Source organism: Mucilaginibacter sp. CSA2-8R (assembly GCF_038806765.1).
GTDB lineage: Bacteria > Bacteroidota > Bacteroidia > Sphingobacteriales > Sphingobacteriaceae > Mucilaginibacter.
The window spans coordinates 1,900,041-1,920,346 of sequence record NZ_CP152389.1; the positions used below are offsets into that span (position 1 = coordinate 1,900,041).

General features: G+C 43.1%; 14 protein-coding genes. 11 read left to right on the plus strand and 3 right to left on the minus strand.

Annotation, left to right across the window (positions count from 1 at the left end; all coding sequences use genetic code 11):
• Nucleotides 1-16: 16 nt before the first annotated feature.
• The 9 genes from AAGR14_RS08130 (at nt 17) to galB (ending at nt 13,815) form a co-directional block, all read left to right on the plus strand.
• Nucleotides 17-1,528, plus strand: coding sequence for a RagB/SusD family nutrient uptake outer membrane protein (locus tag AAGR14_RS08130; protein ID WP_342648086.1), 1,512 nt, complete (start codon nt 17-19; stop codon nt 1,526-1,528).
• Nucleotides 1,529-1,586: 58 nt separating this feature from the next.
• Complete coding sequence (locus tag AAGR14_RS08135; RefSeq protein ID WP_342648087.1) at nt 1,587-2,438, plus strand: glycoside hydrolase family 16 protein; 852 nt, start codon at nt 1,587-1,589, stop codon at nt 2,436-2,438.
• 19 nt (nt 2,439-2,457) lie between these two features.
• Nucleotides 2,458-3,921: a glycoside hydrolase family 30 beta sandwich domain-containing protein gene (locus AAGR14_RS08140; RefSeq protein ID WP_342648088.1), complete on the plus strand. Its 1,464-nt coding sequence runs from the start codon at nt 2,458-2,460 to the stop codon at nt 3,919-3,921.
• Nucleotides 3,922-3,937: 16 nt separating this feature from the next.
• The gene (locus AAGR14_RS08145; RefSeq protein WP_342648089.1) at nt 3,938-5,389 is read left to right on the plus strand and encodes a glycoside hydrolase family 30 protein; all 1,452 of its coding nucleotides are present in this window, start codon (nt 3,938-3,940) and stop codon (nt 5,387-5,389) included.
• Between the two features lie 44 nt (nt 5,390-5,433).
• On the plus strand, nt 5,434-6,663 hold the full coding sequence (locus AAGR14_RS08150; RefSeq protein WP_342648090.1) for a hypothetical protein: 1,230 nt from the start codon (nt 5,434-5,436) through the stop codon (nt 6,661-6,663).
• Between the two features lie 61 nt (nt 6,664-6,724).
• The gene (locus tag AAGR14_RS08155; RefSeq protein WP_342648091.1) at nt 6,725-7,963 is read left to right on the plus strand and encodes a cellulase family glycosylhydrolase; all 1,239 of its coding nucleotides are present in this window, start codon (nt 6,725-6,727) and stop codon (nt 7,961-7,963) included.
• Nucleotides 7,964-8,050: 87 nt separating this feature from the next.
• Nucleotides 8,051-9,985, plus strand: a complete 1,935-nt coding sequence (locus AAGR14_RS08160) for a 7TM diverse intracellular signaling domain-containing protein (protein WP_342648092.1) — start codon at nt 8,051-8,053, stop codon at nt 9,983-9,985.
• Between the two features lie 234 nt (nt 9,986-10,219).
• Nucleotides 10,220-11,059 (plus strand): phosphatase PAP2 family protein, encoded by an 840-nt coding sequence (locus AAGR14_RS08165; RefSeq protein WP_342648093.1) that lies wholly within the window; start codon nt 10,220-10,222, stop codon nt 11,057-11,059.
• Nucleotides 11,060-11,349: 290 nt separating this feature from the next.
• On the plus strand, nt 11,350-13,815 hold the full coding sequence (gene galB, locus AAGR14_RS08170; RefSeq protein ID WP_342648094.1) for a beta-galactosidase GalB: 2,466 nt from the start codon (nt 11,350-11,352) through the stop codon (nt 13,813-13,815).
• Between the two features lie 112 nt (nt 13,816-13,927).
• Here galB and AAGR14_RS08175 read toward each other — a convergent pair whose 3' ends face one another.
• The 3 genes from AAGR14_RS08175 to AAGR14_RS08185 all read right to left on the minus strand — a co-directional run bounded on the left by AAGR14_RS08175 (nt 13,928) and on the right by AAGR14_RS08185 (nt 15,986).
• Complete coding sequence (locus AAGR14_RS08175; protein ID WP_342648095.1) at nt 13,928-14,377, minus strand: SH3 domain-containing protein; 450 nt, start codon at nt 14,375-14,377, stop codon at nt 13,928-13,930.
• A 7-nt stretch (nt 14,378-14,384) separates the two neighbouring features.
• Nucleotides 14,385-14,765: a hypothetical protein gene (locus AAGR14_RS08180; protein ID WP_342648096.1), complete on the minus strand. Its 381-nt coding sequence runs from the start codon at nt 14,763-14,765 to the stop codon at nt 14,385-14,387.
• A 177-nt stretch (nt 14,766-14,942) separates the two neighbouring features.
• A complete protein-coding gene (locus AAGR14_RS08185) occupies nt 14,943-15,986 on the minus strand; it encodes an NAD(P)-dependent alcohol dehydrogenase (protein WP_342648097.1) in 1,044 nt (347 codons plus the stop codon).
• A gap of 88 nt (nt 15,987-16,074) precedes the next feature.
• Between AAGR14_RS08185 and AAGR14_RS08190 the strand changes: the two genes are divergently transcribed.
• Complete coding sequence (locus AAGR14_RS08190) at nt 16,075-16,770, plus strand: sulfite oxidase-like oxidoreductase (RefSeq protein ID WP_342648098.1); 696 nt, start codon at nt 16,075-16,077, stop codon at nt 16,768-16,770.
• A 53-nt stretch (nt 16,771-16,823) separates the two neighbouring features.
• Entirely contained in the window at nt 16,824-20,198 is a 3,375-nt protein-coding gene (locus tag AAGR14_RS08195) for a DEAD/DEAH box helicase (RefSeq protein WP_342648099.1), read from the plus strand.
• Nucleotides 20,199-20,306 lie beyond the last annotated feature (108 nt).

The following is a 20,306-nucleotide window of genomic DNA, read 5'->3' on the forward strand; positions in this document are numbered from 1 at the left end:
CTTTAATTCATTTTTTATGAAAAGAAAATATTTAAACTACAGTGCCGCCATATTGCTAATTAGCATCGCAGGCTTTGTATCTTGTAAAAAATCATTTCTTGAGCTTCAGCCAGCCGGGCAGTCGCTTGAATCCAATTATTACTCAAACTCTGCTGAAGCTTTTAGTGGTTTGGTAGCGGCTTACGATCCTTTAGTTACAGAAACAGGAGGTTTAGATAATACTTACTCAGGCCCATTGGGTCCTTTAAACTCAGCATCAGATGATTGCTTTGCCGGTGGTGGCGGCAATTCAGATGTGCCGCAATGGCAAAACTGGAATACTTATACTTTAACACCAGCTTCTGGGCCACAAGGCGGCTTTTGGGGTAATAATTTTAGAGGTGTAAGCCGTGCTAATATTATTTTGTCTAAACTGCCTAACGTTCCGGGGTTGAGTGATGCCGATAAAAAACGTTATACAGCAGAAGCAAGATTTTTGAGAGGACACTACTATTTTGATTTAGTACGTTTATTTAAAAATGTGCCTTTGTTTACAGCACCTTTATCGCCCGATGAGGTTTATAATCAACCTCAGGCTACCTCTGACGCTGTATATGCACAAATAGAATCTGATTTGAATGCAGCTATAGCTGATTTACCTACTACTGTTGCTGCAAGTGAGAACGGCCGCGCTACAAAACCGGCTGCTATTGCTCTTTTGGGCAAAGTGTTACTGTACGAAAAGAAATGGACTGCCGCCGCTACGCAATTTGCGTTAGTAAACGGAACGCCAGGTTCGGCCGGGCCATTTAACCATAAGTTGTTAACCAATTTTGGCGCTATATTCAGCCCTGAAAATAAGTTTAACAGCGAGTCAATTTTTGAGATCGTTCATACCGGTTCTCAAAGCTATAGCTGGAATAATTGGAATCAATTTAAATCCAATGTTTACGTACAAATGGTTGGTGCCCGCGGATATAACGGACCTGTATACTGGGGAGGCTGGGGTTTTAACCCAATCACTACACAATTAGTTACAGCCATGAAAGGCGATCCGCGTTATGGTTACACTATTGTAAACATGGATAGCTTAGCTAAAGTAACTAAAAGCAACTACGAAAACAGCTATCAAGGCACAGGTTACCATATCCAAAAGTTTGCGCCATTACTTAAATATAAAGCAGCAACAGGTACTACCGAACTTAATTTTCCAAACGATTACATTGAAATTCGTTTGGCTGATACTTACCTTATGGAAGCAGAGGCTTTAGTTCAGGGTGGTGGCGATGTCAGCCGTGCTTCAGCGTTGTTAAATGCGGTTAGAGCTCGGGTTGGTTTAGCAACTGTTCCGGCTACGTTAGATAACATTTATAATGAACGCCGTTTAGAGTTGGCAACCGAAGGACATCGCTGGTTTGATTTGGTTAGAACTGGTAGGGCAGCTACTGCTTTAAGCTTCAAAGGGTTTAAAACAGGTGTGCACGAAATTTTACCAATACCGCTAAATGAGTTAAGCAATACCAAATTGGTTCAAAACCCAGGTTATTAATTCTTAATGATATGGAGGCAGCCGGAAACACGGGCTGCCTTTTTTACTCAATCACTTTATGCGATTATATGTTAACATAAGTACTATACTGTTCCTTGCTCTTTTTTCATGTTCGGGCAAAGGCGATGATGCCACGCCTTACATCTCTATGCCAACTCCGCCAGTAGATAAGGGCTGGTCTTTTGAAAGTGCTGCTTTCTGGCAGGATGAATTTAACTACACCGGTAAACCTGATAGCACCAAGTGGGGATATGATGTTGGTGGCAGCGGTTGGGGTAACAACGAGTTGCAGTATTACACCAATAGCGCCAACAACGCCAGTGTAGCCGGCGGAAAGCTAAGCATTACCTTGCGTAAAGAAGATTTTGGCGGCCGCAGTTACACGTCGGCCAGGCTGGTTACCCGTGACAAATTCGACTTTTTATATGGCCGGGTCGAAATTAAAGCCAAGTTACCCGGCGGTAAGGGTACATGGCCTGCTTTGTGGACCTTGCCCACTGATTATGCCTACGGCAACTGGCCATCATCGGGCGAGTTTGATATTATGGAACATGTAGGCTATGATCCCAATGTGATTCACGTAAGCGCACATACCGAAAAATATAACTTTAAGCTTAATAATGGCAAAACTGGTATCCGTACTATTGATAATGTAACTACACAATATCATTTATACCGGATGGACTGGACCCCTTATTCCATCAAAGGCTATGTAGATGACGTTTTGCTGTTAGAGTACGTAAATGACGGATCTGGGTCAACCGAGTGGCCTTTTGATAAGCGCTTTCACTTGCTCTTCAATATTGCCTTTGGAGGCGATTGGGGAGGAGCCCATGGCCTGGATACCAATATTTTTCCGGCCACGATGGATGTTGACTACGTTCGCTATTATAAAATGATTGACAAGTAATTTACCGATAAACTTATTTATGTACCGTCCAAATATTCTGTTTAAGGCATTGCTGCCCAGCCTGGCAGCCGTATTATTAATTAACTGCAGTTCAAAAAAAGCAGATAATGTAGTGCCCGAGGTAATTACGCCAACGGTGCCCACAACACCGGTAAAAACCGACGTTGATTTCTGGCTAACTACGTCAGACCAGTCAGTGCTTTTTAAGCAGCAAAACCTGGCACTTAACTTTAATACCAGTGCCAATCAAAACTCAACCATTGAAGTAGATACTACGCAAGCCTACCAAAGTATTGACGGTTTTGGGTTTACTTTAACCGGCGGTAGTGCTACGCTGATCAACCAGTTAGCTGCCACCGATAAGGATAATATGTTAAAAGAGCTTTTTGGTACCGATAACGGTAACATTGGTATCAGTTACCTGCGCATCAGTATAGGTGCATCTGACCTGGATGCTACCACTTTCACTTATGATGAGGTAACTAACACCACTACTGATACCGATCTAAAAAACTTTAGTATTGATAAAGACAGAACTGATTTGATACCAGTGCTGAAAAAAATATTGGCTATCAATCCGTCAATCAAAATACTAGCCTGCCCATGGACAGCGCCTACCTGGATGAAAACTAACAACAGTTACCGGGGCGGCAGCTTAAAACCAGAGTATTATGATGTTTATGCCAAATACTTTGTAAAATACATCCAGGCTATGAAAGCCGAAGGCATTACCATTGATGCCATAACACCGCAAAACGAACCTTTAAACCCCGATAATACGCCGGCCATGGTAATGCAGCCCGGAGAGCAGACTACCTTTATTAAAGCCAACTTAGGTCCGCAGTTTAAAGCCGCCGGTTTAAATACCAAAATTATTTGTTACGATCACAATACCGATCGTACAGACTATCCATTGAGTATATTGGCTGATGCTGCGGCAAACCCTTATGTAGATGGTTCGGCTTTTCACCTGTATATTGGTTCTATTGATGCGCTTACGCCGGTCCATAATGCTTATCCTAACAAAAATATTTACTTCACCGAGCAATACACAGCCTCCAACGGCGAGTTTGGCGGAGACCTGCAATGGCATGTAAAAAATCTGATTATTGGTGCTACCCGTAACTGGAGCCGTAACGTGCTGGAGTGGAACTTGGCGGCCGATCCTAATTACGGCCCTCATACCAACGGCGGCTGCACTACCTGCAAAGGCGCTTTAACCGTAGGTACCAGTGTTAGCCGTAATGTATCTTATTACATTATTGCACATGCCTCCAAGTTTGTAAGACCCGGTGCCGTGCGTATTGCTTCAAATATCACCGGTAACTTACAAAATGTTGCATTTAAAAATACCGACGGTAAAAAGGTATTGGTGGTGTTAAACACCGGTAATACATCTCAAACATTTAACATCAAATTTAAGGGTAGGCAGGTAAGCCCCACCTTGGCTGGCGGTGCTGTAGGCACTTTTGTCTGGCAATAATAAAAGTTAACAAACCATGAAAATAAGCTCTTTAACCTTGGCCTTACTGGCCATATGCAGCGGCCTGGGCTATGCGCAAACTACGGTTAACAAAAATAGCGCTAATAGTAAACAAGTAAAGGTTTACACTACTGCACAAAATACAAATTATCGCCTTGCCGAAACCGGAACACTTGATTTTCATGATCATAATCAGCCGGTAGAAACTGAAGTGAGCATTTTTGTAGACCCGGACAAAAGATTTCAAACCTTGGTGGGTATAGGCGGGGCACTTACCGATGCCTCTGCCGAGGTGTTTGCAAAGATGACCAAGGCACAACAACAAGAATTTTTAGCGGCCTACTATAGCCCGCAAAAAGGCATAGGCTATACCATGGCCCGTACTAACATTGCCAGCTGCGATTTTTCGAGCGGGAGTTATGGGTATATAGCTGATAATGATGCTGAGTTAAAAACCTTTAATGTCGACCACGATAAGAAGTACCGAATTCCGTTTATCAAAGCTGCAATTAGCGCAGCAGGCGGTAAGCTGCCTATGCTGGTTTCAGTATGGTCGCCGCCAGCTTGGATGAAGGATAACCGTAGCCTGGTAGGCGGCGGTAAATTGTTGCCGCAGTACCGCCAGGCCTGGGCCAATCATTACATTAAATTTATTAAGGCTTATGAGGCGCTTGATATACCCGTTTGGGGCCTGAGCGTACAAAACGAGCCAATGGCAAAGCAAACCTGGGAGTCTTGTATCTATACTGCCGAAGAAGAGCGCGATTTTATAAAACAATACCTGGGGCCAACATTAGCCAAACAGGGCCTAAGCAGTAAAAAGCTGATTGCCTGGGACCATAACCGCGATTTAATGTACCAGCGTGCCAGTACCGTGCTGGAAGATAAAGATGCTGCCAAATATGTTTGGGGAATAGGTTTTCACTGGTACGAAACCTGGACTGGCGGAAGCATGCGTTTTGATAATTTGAAGATGGTGGGTGAGGCTTTTCCGGACAAACACCTGATGTTTACCGAAGGTTGTATTGAGAAATTTAATTTAGACAGCGTAAACAACTGGGCTTTGGGCGAACGTTACGGTAATTCATTAATTAACGATTTCAATAACGGCATGGCTGCTTACACGGATTGGAATGTATTATTAGACGAGCAGGGGGGGCCTAATCATGTTGGTAATTTTTGCTTTGCACCGGTGCATTATAATACCAAAACTAAGCAGTTGATTTACACTAACATGTACTATTACCTTGGGCATTTCTCTAAATTTATTAAGCCCGGTGCCCGCAGAATCATCAGCTCATCGAGCCGTGATGTGCTGCAATCTACCGCTTTCGAAAATACCGATGGTTCGATTGCTGTAGTGGTAATGAACAAGTCGGACAAAAAGCAGCTTTACAGCTTATGGATTAAAGGAAAAATTGCGCAAACTACCAGCTTGCCGCATTCTATCAGTACTTTGGTACTTTAGCAGGCTATATGGGGCAAAAGTCGGTAATAAAAAGATGGACGATAATGATGGGCATTTTTATAGTGCCCATTGCACTTATTTTGTCGCAATGTATCAGTAACACACCTGCCGAAAGCGCCGATGCCCGAGGCAATGTTTATGCAGGTTCGGCCAGTTGTATCAAGTGCCATAAATCGATCTATAACAACTATTTGCACACGGCCCACTATCAAACCAGCCGTGCCGCATCGGCAGATAACGTGCATGGTAGTTTTACCGAAGGTGCCAATGTACTGCCGTTGAGCGATAGCGTAAAGGTGGTGATGAAGCATCAAGGTAAAACGTTGTACCAGGTAAAGTATGTTCATGATAAACCTGTCGAGAAGCATCCGTTTGATATTGTTTTTGGTGGTGTTAAAGCCGAAACGTACCTGTACTGGAAAAATAAGCAGGTATTACAACTCCCAGTATCCTACTACAATGCCATACACGCCTGGGGTAATAGCCCGGGTTATGAGGCCGGTTATGCCGATTTTAGCCGTGTAATTGGTACCCGGTGTTTTGAGTGCCATAGTTCGTACGCTAAAGAACTGCCACAGGTAACACAAAGTCTCAATCGTACCGTGGAGTTAGACCGCAAAGCCATGATTTTAAGCATTGATTGCGAACGCTGCCATGGTCCGGCCATTAATCACGTTAATTACCACACAGAGTATCCCGGACAAAAAATAGCTAAGTACATAGCCAGATACAGCACCCTGTCCCGGGCGCAAAAAGTTGATATGTGCGGCGTTTGCCACTCCGGCAATAGCGGCACTATGTTAAAATCTACTTTTGCATTTAAACCTGGCGATACGCTGGCCAAATTTAAAGAAGCTGAATTTTACCACGCTGATACCAATCCGGATAAGTTAGATGTGCATGGTAACCAGGTGCAGTTGCTGCAAAGCAGTGCCTGTTTTGTTAAAAGTAAAATGGACTGTGCTACTTGCCATAACACGCACAATAACCAACGCGGCTTAACCGCATTGTTTACACAGCATTGTACCAATTGCCACAGCGAGGCTAAACATAATTTTTGCAAAATGGCTAACCGGTTAAATAAAGCCACTTTAACGGCGCAATGTATTAATTGCCACATGCCACAAAAGCCATCAAGCGTAATTTCGGTACATAATAGCGGCAAAAGCACTTTAGTGCCTTATGAAGTTCGTACGCACCGCATTGCCATTTATCCGCAAGAAACGCAAAAGATTGTGAACTGGTTTAAAAGCAATAAAATTGCAGCTCTTTAACAGTGTAAAGTTAAGGTGCTGTTTAATTAACAGAATTAATCAACATAGAACATTACTATCTATGAAAATAAACAAACTCAAAATAGCATTAGTTTTAGCTGTTATATTACTCGATGCAACGGTACAAGCACAAACCCAAAAGTTCATCTCGGTAAAAGGTAAAGACATTATTGGTGTTGACGGAAAGCCTTTTTTAATGCGCGGCACTAATTTAGGTAACTGGCTGGTGCCCGAAGGCTATATGTTTAAGTTCAAAAATATAAGCTCACCCAGACTTATTAATACAGCTTTTTCTGAATTGATGGGGCCGGAAGAAACTCAGGCTTTCTGGCTTAAATATTTAGACGTGTATATTACCCGCGCTGATATCCATTATCTCAAATCGTTGGGGATGAATTCTATCAGAATACCATTTAACTATAAGCTGTTTACCAAAGAGCAGTATCTGGGCAAGAGCGATGCCAACCATGGCTTTGAGTTGCTTGACCGGGTAATTAAATGGTGTAAGCAGGAAGGACTTTACGTTTTGCTGGATATGCACTGCGCCCCGGGCGGCCAAACCGGCGACAATATAGATGATGGTTATGGTTATCCTTTTTTGTTTGAGCATGCCGCAAGTCAGCAACTTACTATTGATATCTGGAAACGTATTGCAGCCCGGTACAACAACGAGCGTACCGTTATCGGTTACGATTTGCTTAACGAGCCTATTGCTCATTATTTTAATGTTGAGTACTTTAATCCCTTACTCGAGCCGCTGTATAAAAAGATAACGCACGCTATCCGTACTGTTGATAATAACCATATTTTGTTCTTAGGCGGTGCACAATGGGATAGCAATTTTAAGCCATTCGGGCCACCGTTTGACAGCAAACTGGTTTACACCTTTCATAAATACTGGACCGATCCTACCGTGCAGGTTGTACAGGATTATATTGATTTCAGGAATAAATATAATGTGCCTATTTATGTGGGAGAAACCGGGGAAAATAAAGACGAGTGGGTAAAAACATTTAGAGAGATGCTCGAAAAAAATAACATAGGATGGCATTACTGGCCATACAAAAAAATGGATAATACAGCCGGCATAATGAGTTTTAATAAACCAGAAGGATATGACGAGTTTATCGAATATACCGAGAAGCCCCGAAGCAGTTTTGAGGAAATACGTAAAGCTGCACCTAAAAACCGGGCAAGCGTCAAAAAGGCTATTTACAGCATATTAAACAATGCCAGGTTTGAAAATTGTACGGCCAATACCGGTTACATACAGGCATTAGGTTTGAATGTAAAAAAGTAATATTTTTACAGGCAGAAACCAATTATAAACCCTGCATCTAAGTAGCTATGGCACTTATTTGCAGGGTAATCTAATTTACTGCTAACCGTGATAAAATTTTTACGCAAAATATTGCCCTTGCTGGCTATATGCTGTTTTTTTAATTATCTAAATGCCAATGCTCAAAAAGTAGTTTCGTTGGTTGATACTACCGACCAGCATATCTTTTCTTACAACGAAATTTATCAGTTAGAAGACGCTTCCCGAAAACTTGATATTAATCAAGTATCGGCGGCTAAGCTAAGTAAGCTATTTAAGCCAAGTAAAATAAATACACCAGTAGCCTCCAATGCCTCAAGCAACTACTGGTACCGCATTGTTATTGCTCACAATACCCGCTCAAAAAACAACTGGCTGCTCGAGTTTTTCGATCAAACTATTGATGATATTGTGGTGTACTCGGCTAATAAATCCGGTAGTTACACCGCTAATTATATGGGTGCCAGCCGGCCATTCGGTCAACGCCTGTTTCAGCATAAAAACTTTGGCGTTAATGTGTCTAACAATGCAGGCGGCACATCCACCTATTACGTTCGTGTGCATTCGCACCAGCCTGTTAATATTATCATCGTGTTGCGCTCGGTAGGGTGGTTTATACATTATGCGCTTGATGAGTACTTCTTTTTCGGCATTTTTTACGGCATGATACTCGTATTTAGCCTGTATAACCTGGTAATGTTTTTTGCAATGAGGCAGATACAGTACTTGTATTACATTATGTATAACCTAAGTATAGGGCTTTACGAAATGTGTACAGATGGTATTGCCTACCAATACATCTGGCCCAATGCCTCCGGGTGGAACCAGTATGCTTATGGTATAGCCCTGTATTCATCAAGTATATTTGCCTTGCTATTTACGCAAAGTCTGTTATACGTTAAAGGCAAGGCGCGCCGGCTCAATAAAATAATATGGGCAGTAATTATACTGCGGTCTGTGTTCTTTTTAATTTGTTTGATTTTTAATCGCAGCTGGTTTAACTACAAAATTGTAGAGCTGGTACCGCTGTTATTGGCCTATATTACCGGTTGCCGTATTTTATACCAGGGGTACCGGCCGGCCCGCTTTTTTGTGGTTGGGTATTCGTTTTTAGTTATTGGCTTTATCATCAAAGTAATGATTGCCCTTAACGTAGCCTGGTTACCCTTTGGGCCGGTTACACACTACAGCCTCAGTGTTTGTTTTATTATGGAGATGCTCTTTATTTCTTTCGCCATAGGCGATAAAGTAAGGTTGCTGAAAAAGAAAAAGGATAAAGCGCAACGCAGCACCATTAAACAATTACAGCAAAATGAGGAACTGAAAGATAACCTGAACAAAATGCTTGAACAGCAGGTATCTGAACGCACCCGCGAAGTGATTGAACAATCACAGGTAATTCATCAGCAAAATGCAGAGCTCAAAGCAGTAAATATTCTTTTGCAGCATCAAACCGAAGAAATATCGAGGATGAACGTGCTGCTCGAAAAAGACAACATCACCCTCCAGCATAACATAGAAAAGGTTACTCATGACAGGGTAATGTCGGCAGAGGTAGATTACGAAGAGTTTAGCCGGATTTATCCAGACCGTGAAGCTTGCTTTAAATTTTTGGCCGATTTAAAATGGGAGGGAGGCTATCATTGCCGTAAGTGCAGTTATACGCACTACAACGCCGGGCACCTGCCGTTTAGCCGCCGCTGTTCTAAATGTGGTTACGATGAGTCGGCCATTGCATACACGGTGTTGCAGAATACCCGTATACCTATCAATAAAGCTTTTTACATGATATTTTTGCTGTACTCAACCAAAGGCAAAATATCGTCACATAAACTATCTGAATTATTATCCATCAGGCAAAGTACTTGCTGGACGTACAGCTCGCGCATCAAGAAGTTAATGGATGATAAAAAGAAAGAATTGCGCAATGCCGGAAAAATGGGCTGGAGCAAGTTAATTCTGGATTATACGGAGAGTATCAGTAAAGTAAAATCTGATTTATAGCGTGTGCTATTAATCATCGATATATTCAATTCAGGAATATATTGATTGATAGTATTTTGTATTAAATAAGTTTATAATAGCTGCAGTAAATTAGAACAATATTAGAACAAAGTTAAATTTTCACAATCAAAATGTACAGCACAAGTGTATTATAGTTGTTTGACACTACCGGGGTTGTTTGCGAAGTTCGCATAGACAATTTTGTTATACAGCTTTTTACATCCATTTTATACTGTGAAAAAAATACTTTACTTATTCGTCTTATTATTTAGTTTACAGACAGAGGCACAGGTAGCAACCGATACCCCCAAGGTAAGCGTAGTTGATACCTTAAAGAAGGATTTACTTACCGTGCCGGATACCGTACCGCATTTGCGGAGTAAAACCGCCGCTTTAATTCCGCCTGCAGCATTAGTGGGATACGGTGTGTTATCGTTTTATGCCAAACCGCTCCGTAAATTTGACCGCTATGTTTATAGCGAAGCCCGTGATCACAACATCATCACCAACACCACACTTGAAGATTATTTTCAGTATGCCCCCATCATTATTACTTATGGTGTTAACCTGGTAGGCGTACATGGTAAAAATACCTTTATCGACCGTACACTTATTTACGCTATGTCACAAGGTATGCTGCAGATAGCAATGCGAACCCTCAAAAGAAGTACACATCGTTTACGTCCTAACGGTGCTGATCGTCTATCGTTTCCTTCGGGTCATACGGCTAACGCCTTTGCCGGAGCCGAATTTATGGCACAGGAGCTAAGTGGCAATTCTCCTTACTACGGCGTAGTAGGTTATGCCTTCGCTACTACTACGGGTATTTTTCGTATCTATCACCAGGATCATTGGCTGAGCGATGTGATAGCCGGCGCAGGGGTTGGTATTTTGGCTACTAAAGGAGCTTACCTTTTATACCCTTACATTCGTAATGCGCTGTTTAAGCCAAAAGAGAATGAAAAGAAAAGTGATGTGCCAACTGAGCTGCGCAAAAAGAAGAACAGAAGCGCTATGCTATTGCCGTCTTACAGCACAGGCACGCTTGGTTTACAATTTTCGATGGAGTTTTAATAAAGATTATCTGGACATATATAGGCAACTGCATTAACTTTTAATTTATCTACAGATTTTCTCCAGAATTTAAGTACACCTTTGAAACCGAGCACAGCTCATTAGCATTACTAAATAAAGTTTGGTAAGCAGGTTAGCAAGGGTGTGTTTGCGTTGTTTTTGTATTACCGTTTAGCTTAAACTCGCAGGCCGTTTTATAATTTATTACCCGGTTAAACCTCAAAATTGTTTTAATTGCTGTAATATTACAGCCAATTACTATTGCAGTTTTACTGGTTAAACCACACTTAATGAAGAATAAAACAAGCATCCTTGCTGTGCCTGCATTTTTAGGCCTCTTTTTGTTGAACACCTCTTTTTCTGAAGCCCAAAGCCGTACCGAGTATTTATTAGACAAAGGCTGGAAGTTTTCTAAAGGCGACGTGCAAAACGGTGCTACAACATCGCTCAATGATTCTAAATGGCAGCAGGTAACCATACCGCATGATTGGGCCATCACTGGTCCGTTTAGCGGAAATAACGATGCACAGACTGTTGCAATAGAGCAGAATGGCGAAACCCAGGCTACACTCAAATCGGGCCGGACGGGGGGTTTGCCTTTTATTGGTACCGGTTGGTACCGCCTCAAGCTTAAAGTGCCTGTGTTTAATAATAACAAAACTGCCGAACTGGTATTTGACGGTGCCATGAGCAATGCCAAGGTATTTGTAAACGGCAAAGAAGTTGGCATATGGCCATATGGCTATAATTCATTCCACTTTAATATCAGTAAATATTTAAATGCCGGTACCGAAAACACTTTGGCAGTACGCCTCGAAAACAAGCCCGAGTCATCTCGCTGGTATCCTGGTGCCGGTTTGTACCGTAATGTGCATTTGGTAGTTACCAACAAAGCCCATATCCCGGTTTGGGGTACTTATGTTACTACACCTGTGGTTGAGCAGGGCTTTGCTAAAGTTGCTATCAAAACTAGTGTAGATTTTTCGGGAACTGCCTATAAACCACTTAAACTGGTTACCGAAATACAAGACTCACAAGGCAAAAAGGTTGGAGAAGCCACCTCTACGCTTACCGAAACAGACCAGAACATGTTTAGCCAAGAAGCGGTTGTGAAAGCTCCGCATCTATGGTCGCCAGAAACGCCTGCATTGTACACTGCTGTTACTAAATTGTATGACAATGGGCAGGTGGTAGATGAATACCGGACTAAATTTGGTATCCGTACCATCAAATACGAATCGGCAAAAGGTTTCTCCTTAAACGGCGTTTACCGTAAATTTAAAGGGGTTTGTAATCACCATGACTTAGGCCCGTTAGGGGCCGCAGTTAACAAATCGGCATTACGCAGGCAATTAGCTATATTAAAAGATATGGGTTGCGATGCCATTCGTACCTCGCACAACATGCCGGCTCCTGAGCTGGTTGAGCTTTGCGATGAGATGGGTTTTATGATGATGGTAGAATCATTTGACGAATGGAAAAAACCTAAAGTTAAAAACGGTTACAGCCGCTTTTTTGATGAGTGGTCTGAGCGCGATATGGTAAACATGATTCATCGTGATCGGAACCATCCAAGCGTAGTGATGTGGAGTATCGGTAATGAGATACCTGATCAGGATACCAAAGGTGGCAATAAGATAGCGAAGTACCTGCAAGACATTTGCCATCGCGAAGACCCAACCCGCCCGGTAACTGCCGGATTGAACCACTATGAGGCCTCAATGAAAAATAACTTTGCCTCGATACTGGATATTCCGGGATTTAACTATAAGCCGGAACTTTACAATGATGCCTATAATCGTTTGCCGCAAGGATTTCTATTAGGTTCTGAAACCGCTTCGACCGTTAGTTCAAGAGGCGTATATAAATTCCCGGTTGAGTTTTATAAAGAAAAAAAGTACAACGATAATCAAAGTTCGTCTTACGACTTTGAAGCTTGCCCATGGTCGCAGGTGCCGGACGATGAGTTTGTAAAGCAGGACGAACTGCAGTATGTGATAGGGGAATTTGTATGGACCGGCTTTGATTATTTAGGTGAGCCAACGCCCTACGATGAAAAATGGCCATCACATAGTTCATATTTTGGTATTGTGGATCTGGCTGGTTTGCCAAAAGATCGTTTTTATCTGTATCGCAGCCGCTGGAATACCACCCAGCCAACCTTGCATGTTTTACCGCATTGGACCTGGCCTGGCCGCGAGGGTGAAGTAACACCTGTTTTTTGTTACACCAACTATCCATCAGCCGAGTTATTTGTAAACGGCAAAAGCATGGGTAAGCAAACCAAAAGCAATACCAACAACCAAACCCGTTACCGTTTGATGTGGAAGGATATAAAATATACGCCAGGCACCATTAAAATAGTTGCTTATGATGCACAAGGTAAAGCTGTGGCCGAGCAGCAGGTAAAAACTGCTGGCAAACCTCATCACATTGAACTGACAGCTGACCGCCAGACCATTGATGCCGATGGTAAAGATATTGCCTTTGTTACTGCCAAAGTATGCGATGCTGCCGGTAACCTATGCCCCGAGGCTACTAACCAGCTAACGTTTAAAGTTAACGGTGCCGGTAGCTTTAAGGCAGTAGCCAATGGAGATGCCACTAACCTGCAGCCATTCCAGAATCCTGAGATGAAAGCCTTTAGTGGTCAGTTAGTTGTTTTAGTACAATCTACCGAAAAAGGCGGTAATATTCAATTACAGGTAGCTTCTAAAGGATTAAAAGCTGGTGTGATTGCTATGAAAAGCAAATAAATTGGACAAAGCCATAATTGTTTCGTACCTCGAAATGATGGGGGACTGAAAACGAGGAAGGGCAATGCGGTGACCGCATTGCCCTTCCTCGTTTTTTGAAAAAGATGGTTAATTACATCTGCTCTAAAAAATTAGCAGCGCAAAAGCCTTCAATGCCGTTGTCGGTACGTATATAATACCAGTTGTTGTACATACGCTTAATCAATTGTACGGCAGACCCATGGGATGCTTTACCCACAATATCATATTCTGTACCCGGCCCTTTTCTGATGTTCAGGTTCGACTCTTTGGTGGCAATTTTCATTTTAATGTTTTGTGCCGTCAGGTCTTCCATTTCCAGCAGGTTAACTACATCCTTTACACCAGGCTGCGATTTTAAGGCCGCCACAGCTTTCTCTGCAGTTTGCATATTGGGTACGGTACCAATAATGGTTAGTATACCATTTTCATCCTGCACTTTTAAGTTTTCTACACTAACACCTGCGGTGCTAAGTGCAGCGTTATAATCGTTTTGTTGCTGTTGAGTTTCAACAGCTTTAGTTACTTCGTCAAATAAGCCCATAATAATATTAGTTTACGGCAATGCAGGTAACGGTATTGCCTTTATTGATTAATACAAGATTGTCTTTGTCCAACTTTTTAACGGCATACTGCTCATTGCTTTTGCCGGCAGTTGATGTGGTTGATAAGTTTTTGCCGTCTGAGTCAAGTACATAAGTACCTTGATCTGCGCCAATACCACCTGTGGTAGTGTACTTGCCGTCTTTGGTAAAAGTTAGTTTAGAGTTAGCGATGATGGCGTTTTTTACCGATTCGGGCAGTTTAGTTTCTGTTTCTACGCCGTTTACCTGCCAGGTTTTAACCAGTTCTTCCTGCGGTTTCTTGCCGCACGAAACCATTGCAGCGCTAAACAGCAGGCATACCATCAGTAGTTTCTTCGTGTTGTTCATAGGTCAAAAATTTTATACCTAACAGCCCTTGGCGGGCTTTGTTTCAAGGCTTTATCCCGAAGGATTAATGCGATTGTTGTAAAGTTCTGATTTAAGGTTGATAATTAACAGCCGCCCAAAAGTGAAAAAGGGCACTCCGATTATGGAGCACCCTTTAAATGCAATTTTAACAGCGGTTTACAATGAAGCCATATCAATTACAAAACGGTAATGTACATCGCCTGCCAGTGTACGCTCATAAGCGTCATTGATTTTATCAATGCTAATCACTTCCACGTCCGAGGTAATGTTTTTCTCTGCACAGTAGTCAAGCATTTCCTGTGTTTCTTTAATACCACCCACTAATGAACCAACGATACTGCGACGACCCAGAATCAGTGGGAATGCAGCTACCGGCGTCGGCTCTGGCGGAGCGCCTAATAACACCATCACACCATCGGTGTTTAACAGGTTTAGGTACTCGTTGTAATCGTGTGGGGCCGATACGGTATCGATAATAAAATCAAAACTATTAGCCAGGCTGGCCATAGTATCTTTATCGGTGGTTAATTTAAAATGATGTGCACCTAATTCAGTAGCATCTTTCTCTTTGCTTTTTGAGCGGCTCAGCATGGTTACTTCGGCACCCATTGATGATGCTAATTTAACCGCCATGTGGCCCAGGCCACCTAGGCCAACCACCGCAACTTTATCACCGGCTTTAACACCCCAATGGCGTAAAGGCGAGTAGGTGGTAATACCTGCGCAAAGCAATGGTGCCACTTTTTCGAGCGGTAATTTATCAGATACCGAAAGTACAAAATGCTGTGTAACCACGATATGGCTGGAGTAACCGCCAAGGGTGGTGTAAGTTTTGTCCTGGCTCAAAGAGTTATAGGTTTGGGTATGGCCATTTTCGCAATACTGCTCCAAGTTGTGCTCGCAGTTAGAGCAATGCATACACGAGTCTACAAAGCAACCCACGCCGACAGTATCACCCTCTTTAAAACGGGTAACGTTCTGGCCTACGCGGGTAACCTTACCTACAATTTCGTGGCCGGGTACCGCAGGATAAACTGTGCCACCCCATTCGTTACGGGCAGTATGGATATCGGAGTGGCAAACGCCGCAAAATAAAATTTTAATCTCAACATCGTCCGGCCCCGGTTCGCGGCGGTCTATGCTGATGGGAGCAAGCGGCTGGTCGGCAGCTGGTGCGCCATAGGCTTTTACTGATGTCATATAGTAATAGTTTAGTTTCTGCAAAAGTGAATAGCAGTTGTCGTATTTTTGTTTAGCAAAAGCAATATTAATAGTTAACACAGGTTGCATGAACGACGAAGAAAAGCTAAACCGGATTATTGAGGCGCGCATGAAACTAAAGGCTCGCTTTGAAGAAAAAATGAAAGCCACGCCTTCGGTAGCTGACGATGCACCTAAGGGTTCGGGTGCCATAAACCGGCACGGTATGCCATCGGTACCCATAGGGCAAACCACTACGAGCAAATGGCCGGTGTTGGATTTGGGCTATCAGCCCAATATCCCGCTCGAACGGTGGCGTTTAACCATTGATGGTGCGGTTGAAAACCCTGTACGCTTAACCTGGAAAGAGTTTTTGAACCTGCCGCAAACTAAAGATGTTTCTGATTTTCATTGCGTAACCACTTGGTCTAAACTAAACATGCACTGGAAAGGCGTGAGCCTTTTAGATTTAGCGGCCTTGGTGCATCCTAAAGAAAACGCAACCCACGTGCTTTGCTATGGTTACGATACTTATACTACCAACCTATCTTTAGAAGAAGCCCTGAAGCCTGATGTACTGTTAGTGCATACTTACGAAGGGCAGCCCTTGCCGGTAGAGCATGGCGGACCTGTGCGCATGATTACGCCACAGTTGTATGCCTGGAAAGGTGCAAAATGGATAAAACGTATTCAATTTTTAACCGAAGATAAACTAGGTTTTTGGGAAGACCGCGGTTACTCTAACACTGCTTACCCGTGGCGTAACGACCGTTATAGCGATTAATGCCTTTTTTATATCGTTGCTCATATTCACGTTGTAATATCGTTATCGTTTGAATGTCGTCTGATTTTAAAAGTCATAAGCCCGAATCATCCGGGAGATTGTACACCATTGCCTGCTCGTTTAACCAGTTAAACGAGGTGCTGATAGCACAGCATAGTGCCGAAGGAGCAGCTAATGTTCTGTACAAGCTAACGCCGGATAGTTTGCAGCTAAATGAGGCTACTTTTGTAATTACATCAACTTTGGGCACGGTAACGGTTGGCGTACAGCAGCTAAATCATCAAATGCAGCTAACCTGCACCTGCAAACAAGTAGAAAATAAGCTATGCAGCCACCGGGTACAGGCTTTGCACACCTTGATTTATCAGATTGAATACCGTCAGTTTTTTGACGACGGGCTGCGCCGGCAAAGACTGCTTAAGCTGGCAACCGATTACGGTTTAGAGCATGAAGCCGACCCCGACCAGTTTTTCGAGTTGTTGTATGCCGATGGTAAGGTAACGGCCCAGCCCAGGCAAACGGCGCTGCTGCCGGTAACCCGCATGAGCATGGCCGCTATCCGCGAATTGCTGTTACAACCAGACGCACCGAAGGTAGCCGATACCGAAGCTGAGTTAAGGCAGTGCCTGGTCATCCGGCAGCATAAATATTACAAGCAATTAGTTTTAGAGTTGTACGATGCGGCTTTTAGTAAAGAAGGGCGGGTTAAAAACCCGTTGCTGCCTTTAAACGCACTGGAGCTGGTTTGGGAAAGCGATGACGCACTGGAAATCAAGTTTTTTACGGCTGTGGCGCGTTTTCAAAATAACATGGATGGTAAGGTAACTGCCTCTGGGTTAAACAGCCTTAAAGCAGCCGTGGCCAACCCATTAAACATACCTTGCTACCTGCATCGGTCGGAGGTATCAGAAAAAGTGGTGTCTGCTGCTCTTAGTCCGGTTAAACTCGGCAAAATCGAAAACCGTATCTCGTTAAATGTAGGCAAGGAAGGCCAGTTTTACTCGGTTTCGGGTACGCTCAAAATTGACGATGAATATCACGAGCTTGCCGATTTGCAGCTGCGGTTTGGTTATTTCATTGAGGTGAATGATACACTTTACCTAGCTAAAGATATGCCGATGTTGGGTGCTATCCAGTTTTTTAGCCGCCGAGGTAAGCAGGTATTGGTGCATCAATCGCGCTTCGAACAATTCAGGGCGCAGGTACTTAGCGGGCTGGAGGAGCGCACTGCCGTAACCTACCATCATATACCTGAGGCCTCACCGCAGCAAATCACCGAAAGCGGTTTTTACAAAACCATTGAAAAAATAATTTACCTGTCTGATTTTGGCCGCCATGTAATGATTGTGCCGGTGATGCGTTATGGCGAAATTGAGATACCTATACGCACTCAAAAGCCCATACATGGCATTGATGCAAATGGCAATTATTTTACCGTGCGTAGGGATACTAGTGCTGAGCTGCAATTTACGGCCATGCTGCTCAAGCAACATCATTATTTTGAAGAGCAATTAACTGATGACCTGCAATATTTTTACCTGCACAAACGCCGATTTTTAGATGAGAATTGGTTTTTAAATGCGTTTGAAGAGTGGTTTGCCAATGATATTACCATTTTGGGATTTAACGAGCTTAGCGGCAACAACCTTAACCCGCACAAGGTGAAAATTGATGTGAAGGTGCTTAGCGGTATAAACTGGTTTAATACGGTTATTAACGCCCGCTTCGGTAAGCGTAAAGTCTCATTAAAGCATCTGCACAAAGCCATCCGCAATAAAACTAAGTTTGTGCAACTGGACGACGGCACTTTAGGCATTTTGCCTAAAGAGTGGATTGAGCAGTTTTCTAAATATTTTAATGCCGGCGAAATTATTAGTGATGATACGCTGCAAACCGCCAAAACAAATTACACCGCCATTACCGAGTGGTATGATGATGGTATGCTCGATGAAGAGGTAAAACACGAGCTCGAAACCTATCGCGAAAAATTAGCCGGCTTTGATTTTAACCAGATGGTAGCCATACCGCCGGGATTAAAAACAGAGTTGCGCCACTACCAGCACGAAGGCTTAAACTGGCTTAACTTTTTAGACGACCTTAACTTTGGCGGTTGCCTGGCAGATGATATGGGCCTGGGTAAAACCATACAAATTATAGCTTTCATATTATTGCAGCGCCAAAAAGTAAGCCATAATAAGAATTTACTTGTGGTTCCCACATCGCTCATTTTTAACTGGCAGGCCGAGTTGCTGCGTTTTGCGCCATCCATCAAGGTGCATACTATTTATGGCGCCGAGCGTATCAAGTCTGTAGATCATCTTGTGGATTATGAACTGGTGATAACCTCTTACGGTACGCTGCTGGCCGATATCAGCTACCTTAAAGAATACCACTTTAATTATGTGTTTTTAGACGAGTCGCAGAATATTAAAAACCCGGGGTCGCAACGGTATAAAGCGGTCAGGCTGTTGCAATCACGTAATAAGATAGCTATTACCGGAACGCCCATTGAGAATAATACGTTCGATTTGTTTAGCCAGTTATCATTTGCCTGTCCGGGCCTTTTAGGCAGCCGGCAATACTTTAAAGATATTTACTCACAACCGATTGATAAATTTAAGGTAGATAAACGCACTTACGAGCTGCAGCAAAAAATCCGTCCGTTCATCCTACGTCGTACCAAAGATGAAGTAGCGACCGAGCTCCCAGAAAAAACGGAAATGATTTTATACTGCGCCATGCAGGATGAGCAGCGCAAGGTATATGATGCCTACGAAAAAGAGTTCCGGGAGTTTATATCGGCTACTACGCAGGAGGAGTTGCCCAAAAAGTCGATGCATGTGCTTAAAGGGCTTACCCGTTTACGGCAGATATGCGATTCGCCACTGCTGATTAAGGGAGAAAAGCTGCCGGGCAAGGTATCAGCAAAAATTGACACTTTAATGGAGCAGATCAATAGCAAATCGCACCAGCATAAAATCCTGGTGTTTTCGCAGTTTGTAGGGATGCTTGATTTGATTGGTGAGGAAATGAGGAAACAAGATATCCGTTACACCATGCTAACCGGCAGCACTCGTAATCGCGAAGCCGTAGTAACCGATTTTCAGGAAAACGACGAAGTTAGGGTATTTTTAGTGAGCCTCAAAGCAGGCGGCTCCGGACTAAATTTGACTGCTGCCGATTATGTATACCTGATGGAACCCTGGTGGAACCCGGCTATCGAAAACCAGGCTATCGACCGCATTTACCGCATCGGTCAGAAAAAGAATGTGGTGGCCGTACGCCTGATTTGCCCTGACACGGTTGAAGAGAAGATGATGATTTTGCAACAGAGTAAAAAAGAGCTTACCAATATCCTTATTAGTACGGGTAATCCGGTTAGTAAACTTTCACAAAGCGATTTGTTGAGTTTGTTAAAGCCTTTGTAGCAGCGTAACTAATTTGTTGCCGGAATTCCAAGGTTTCCATTTTTAGTTTTTGCAGCTACTAAGCGTCTTTATCTATTATTCATAAGTATCTGATAAATAATAGATAAA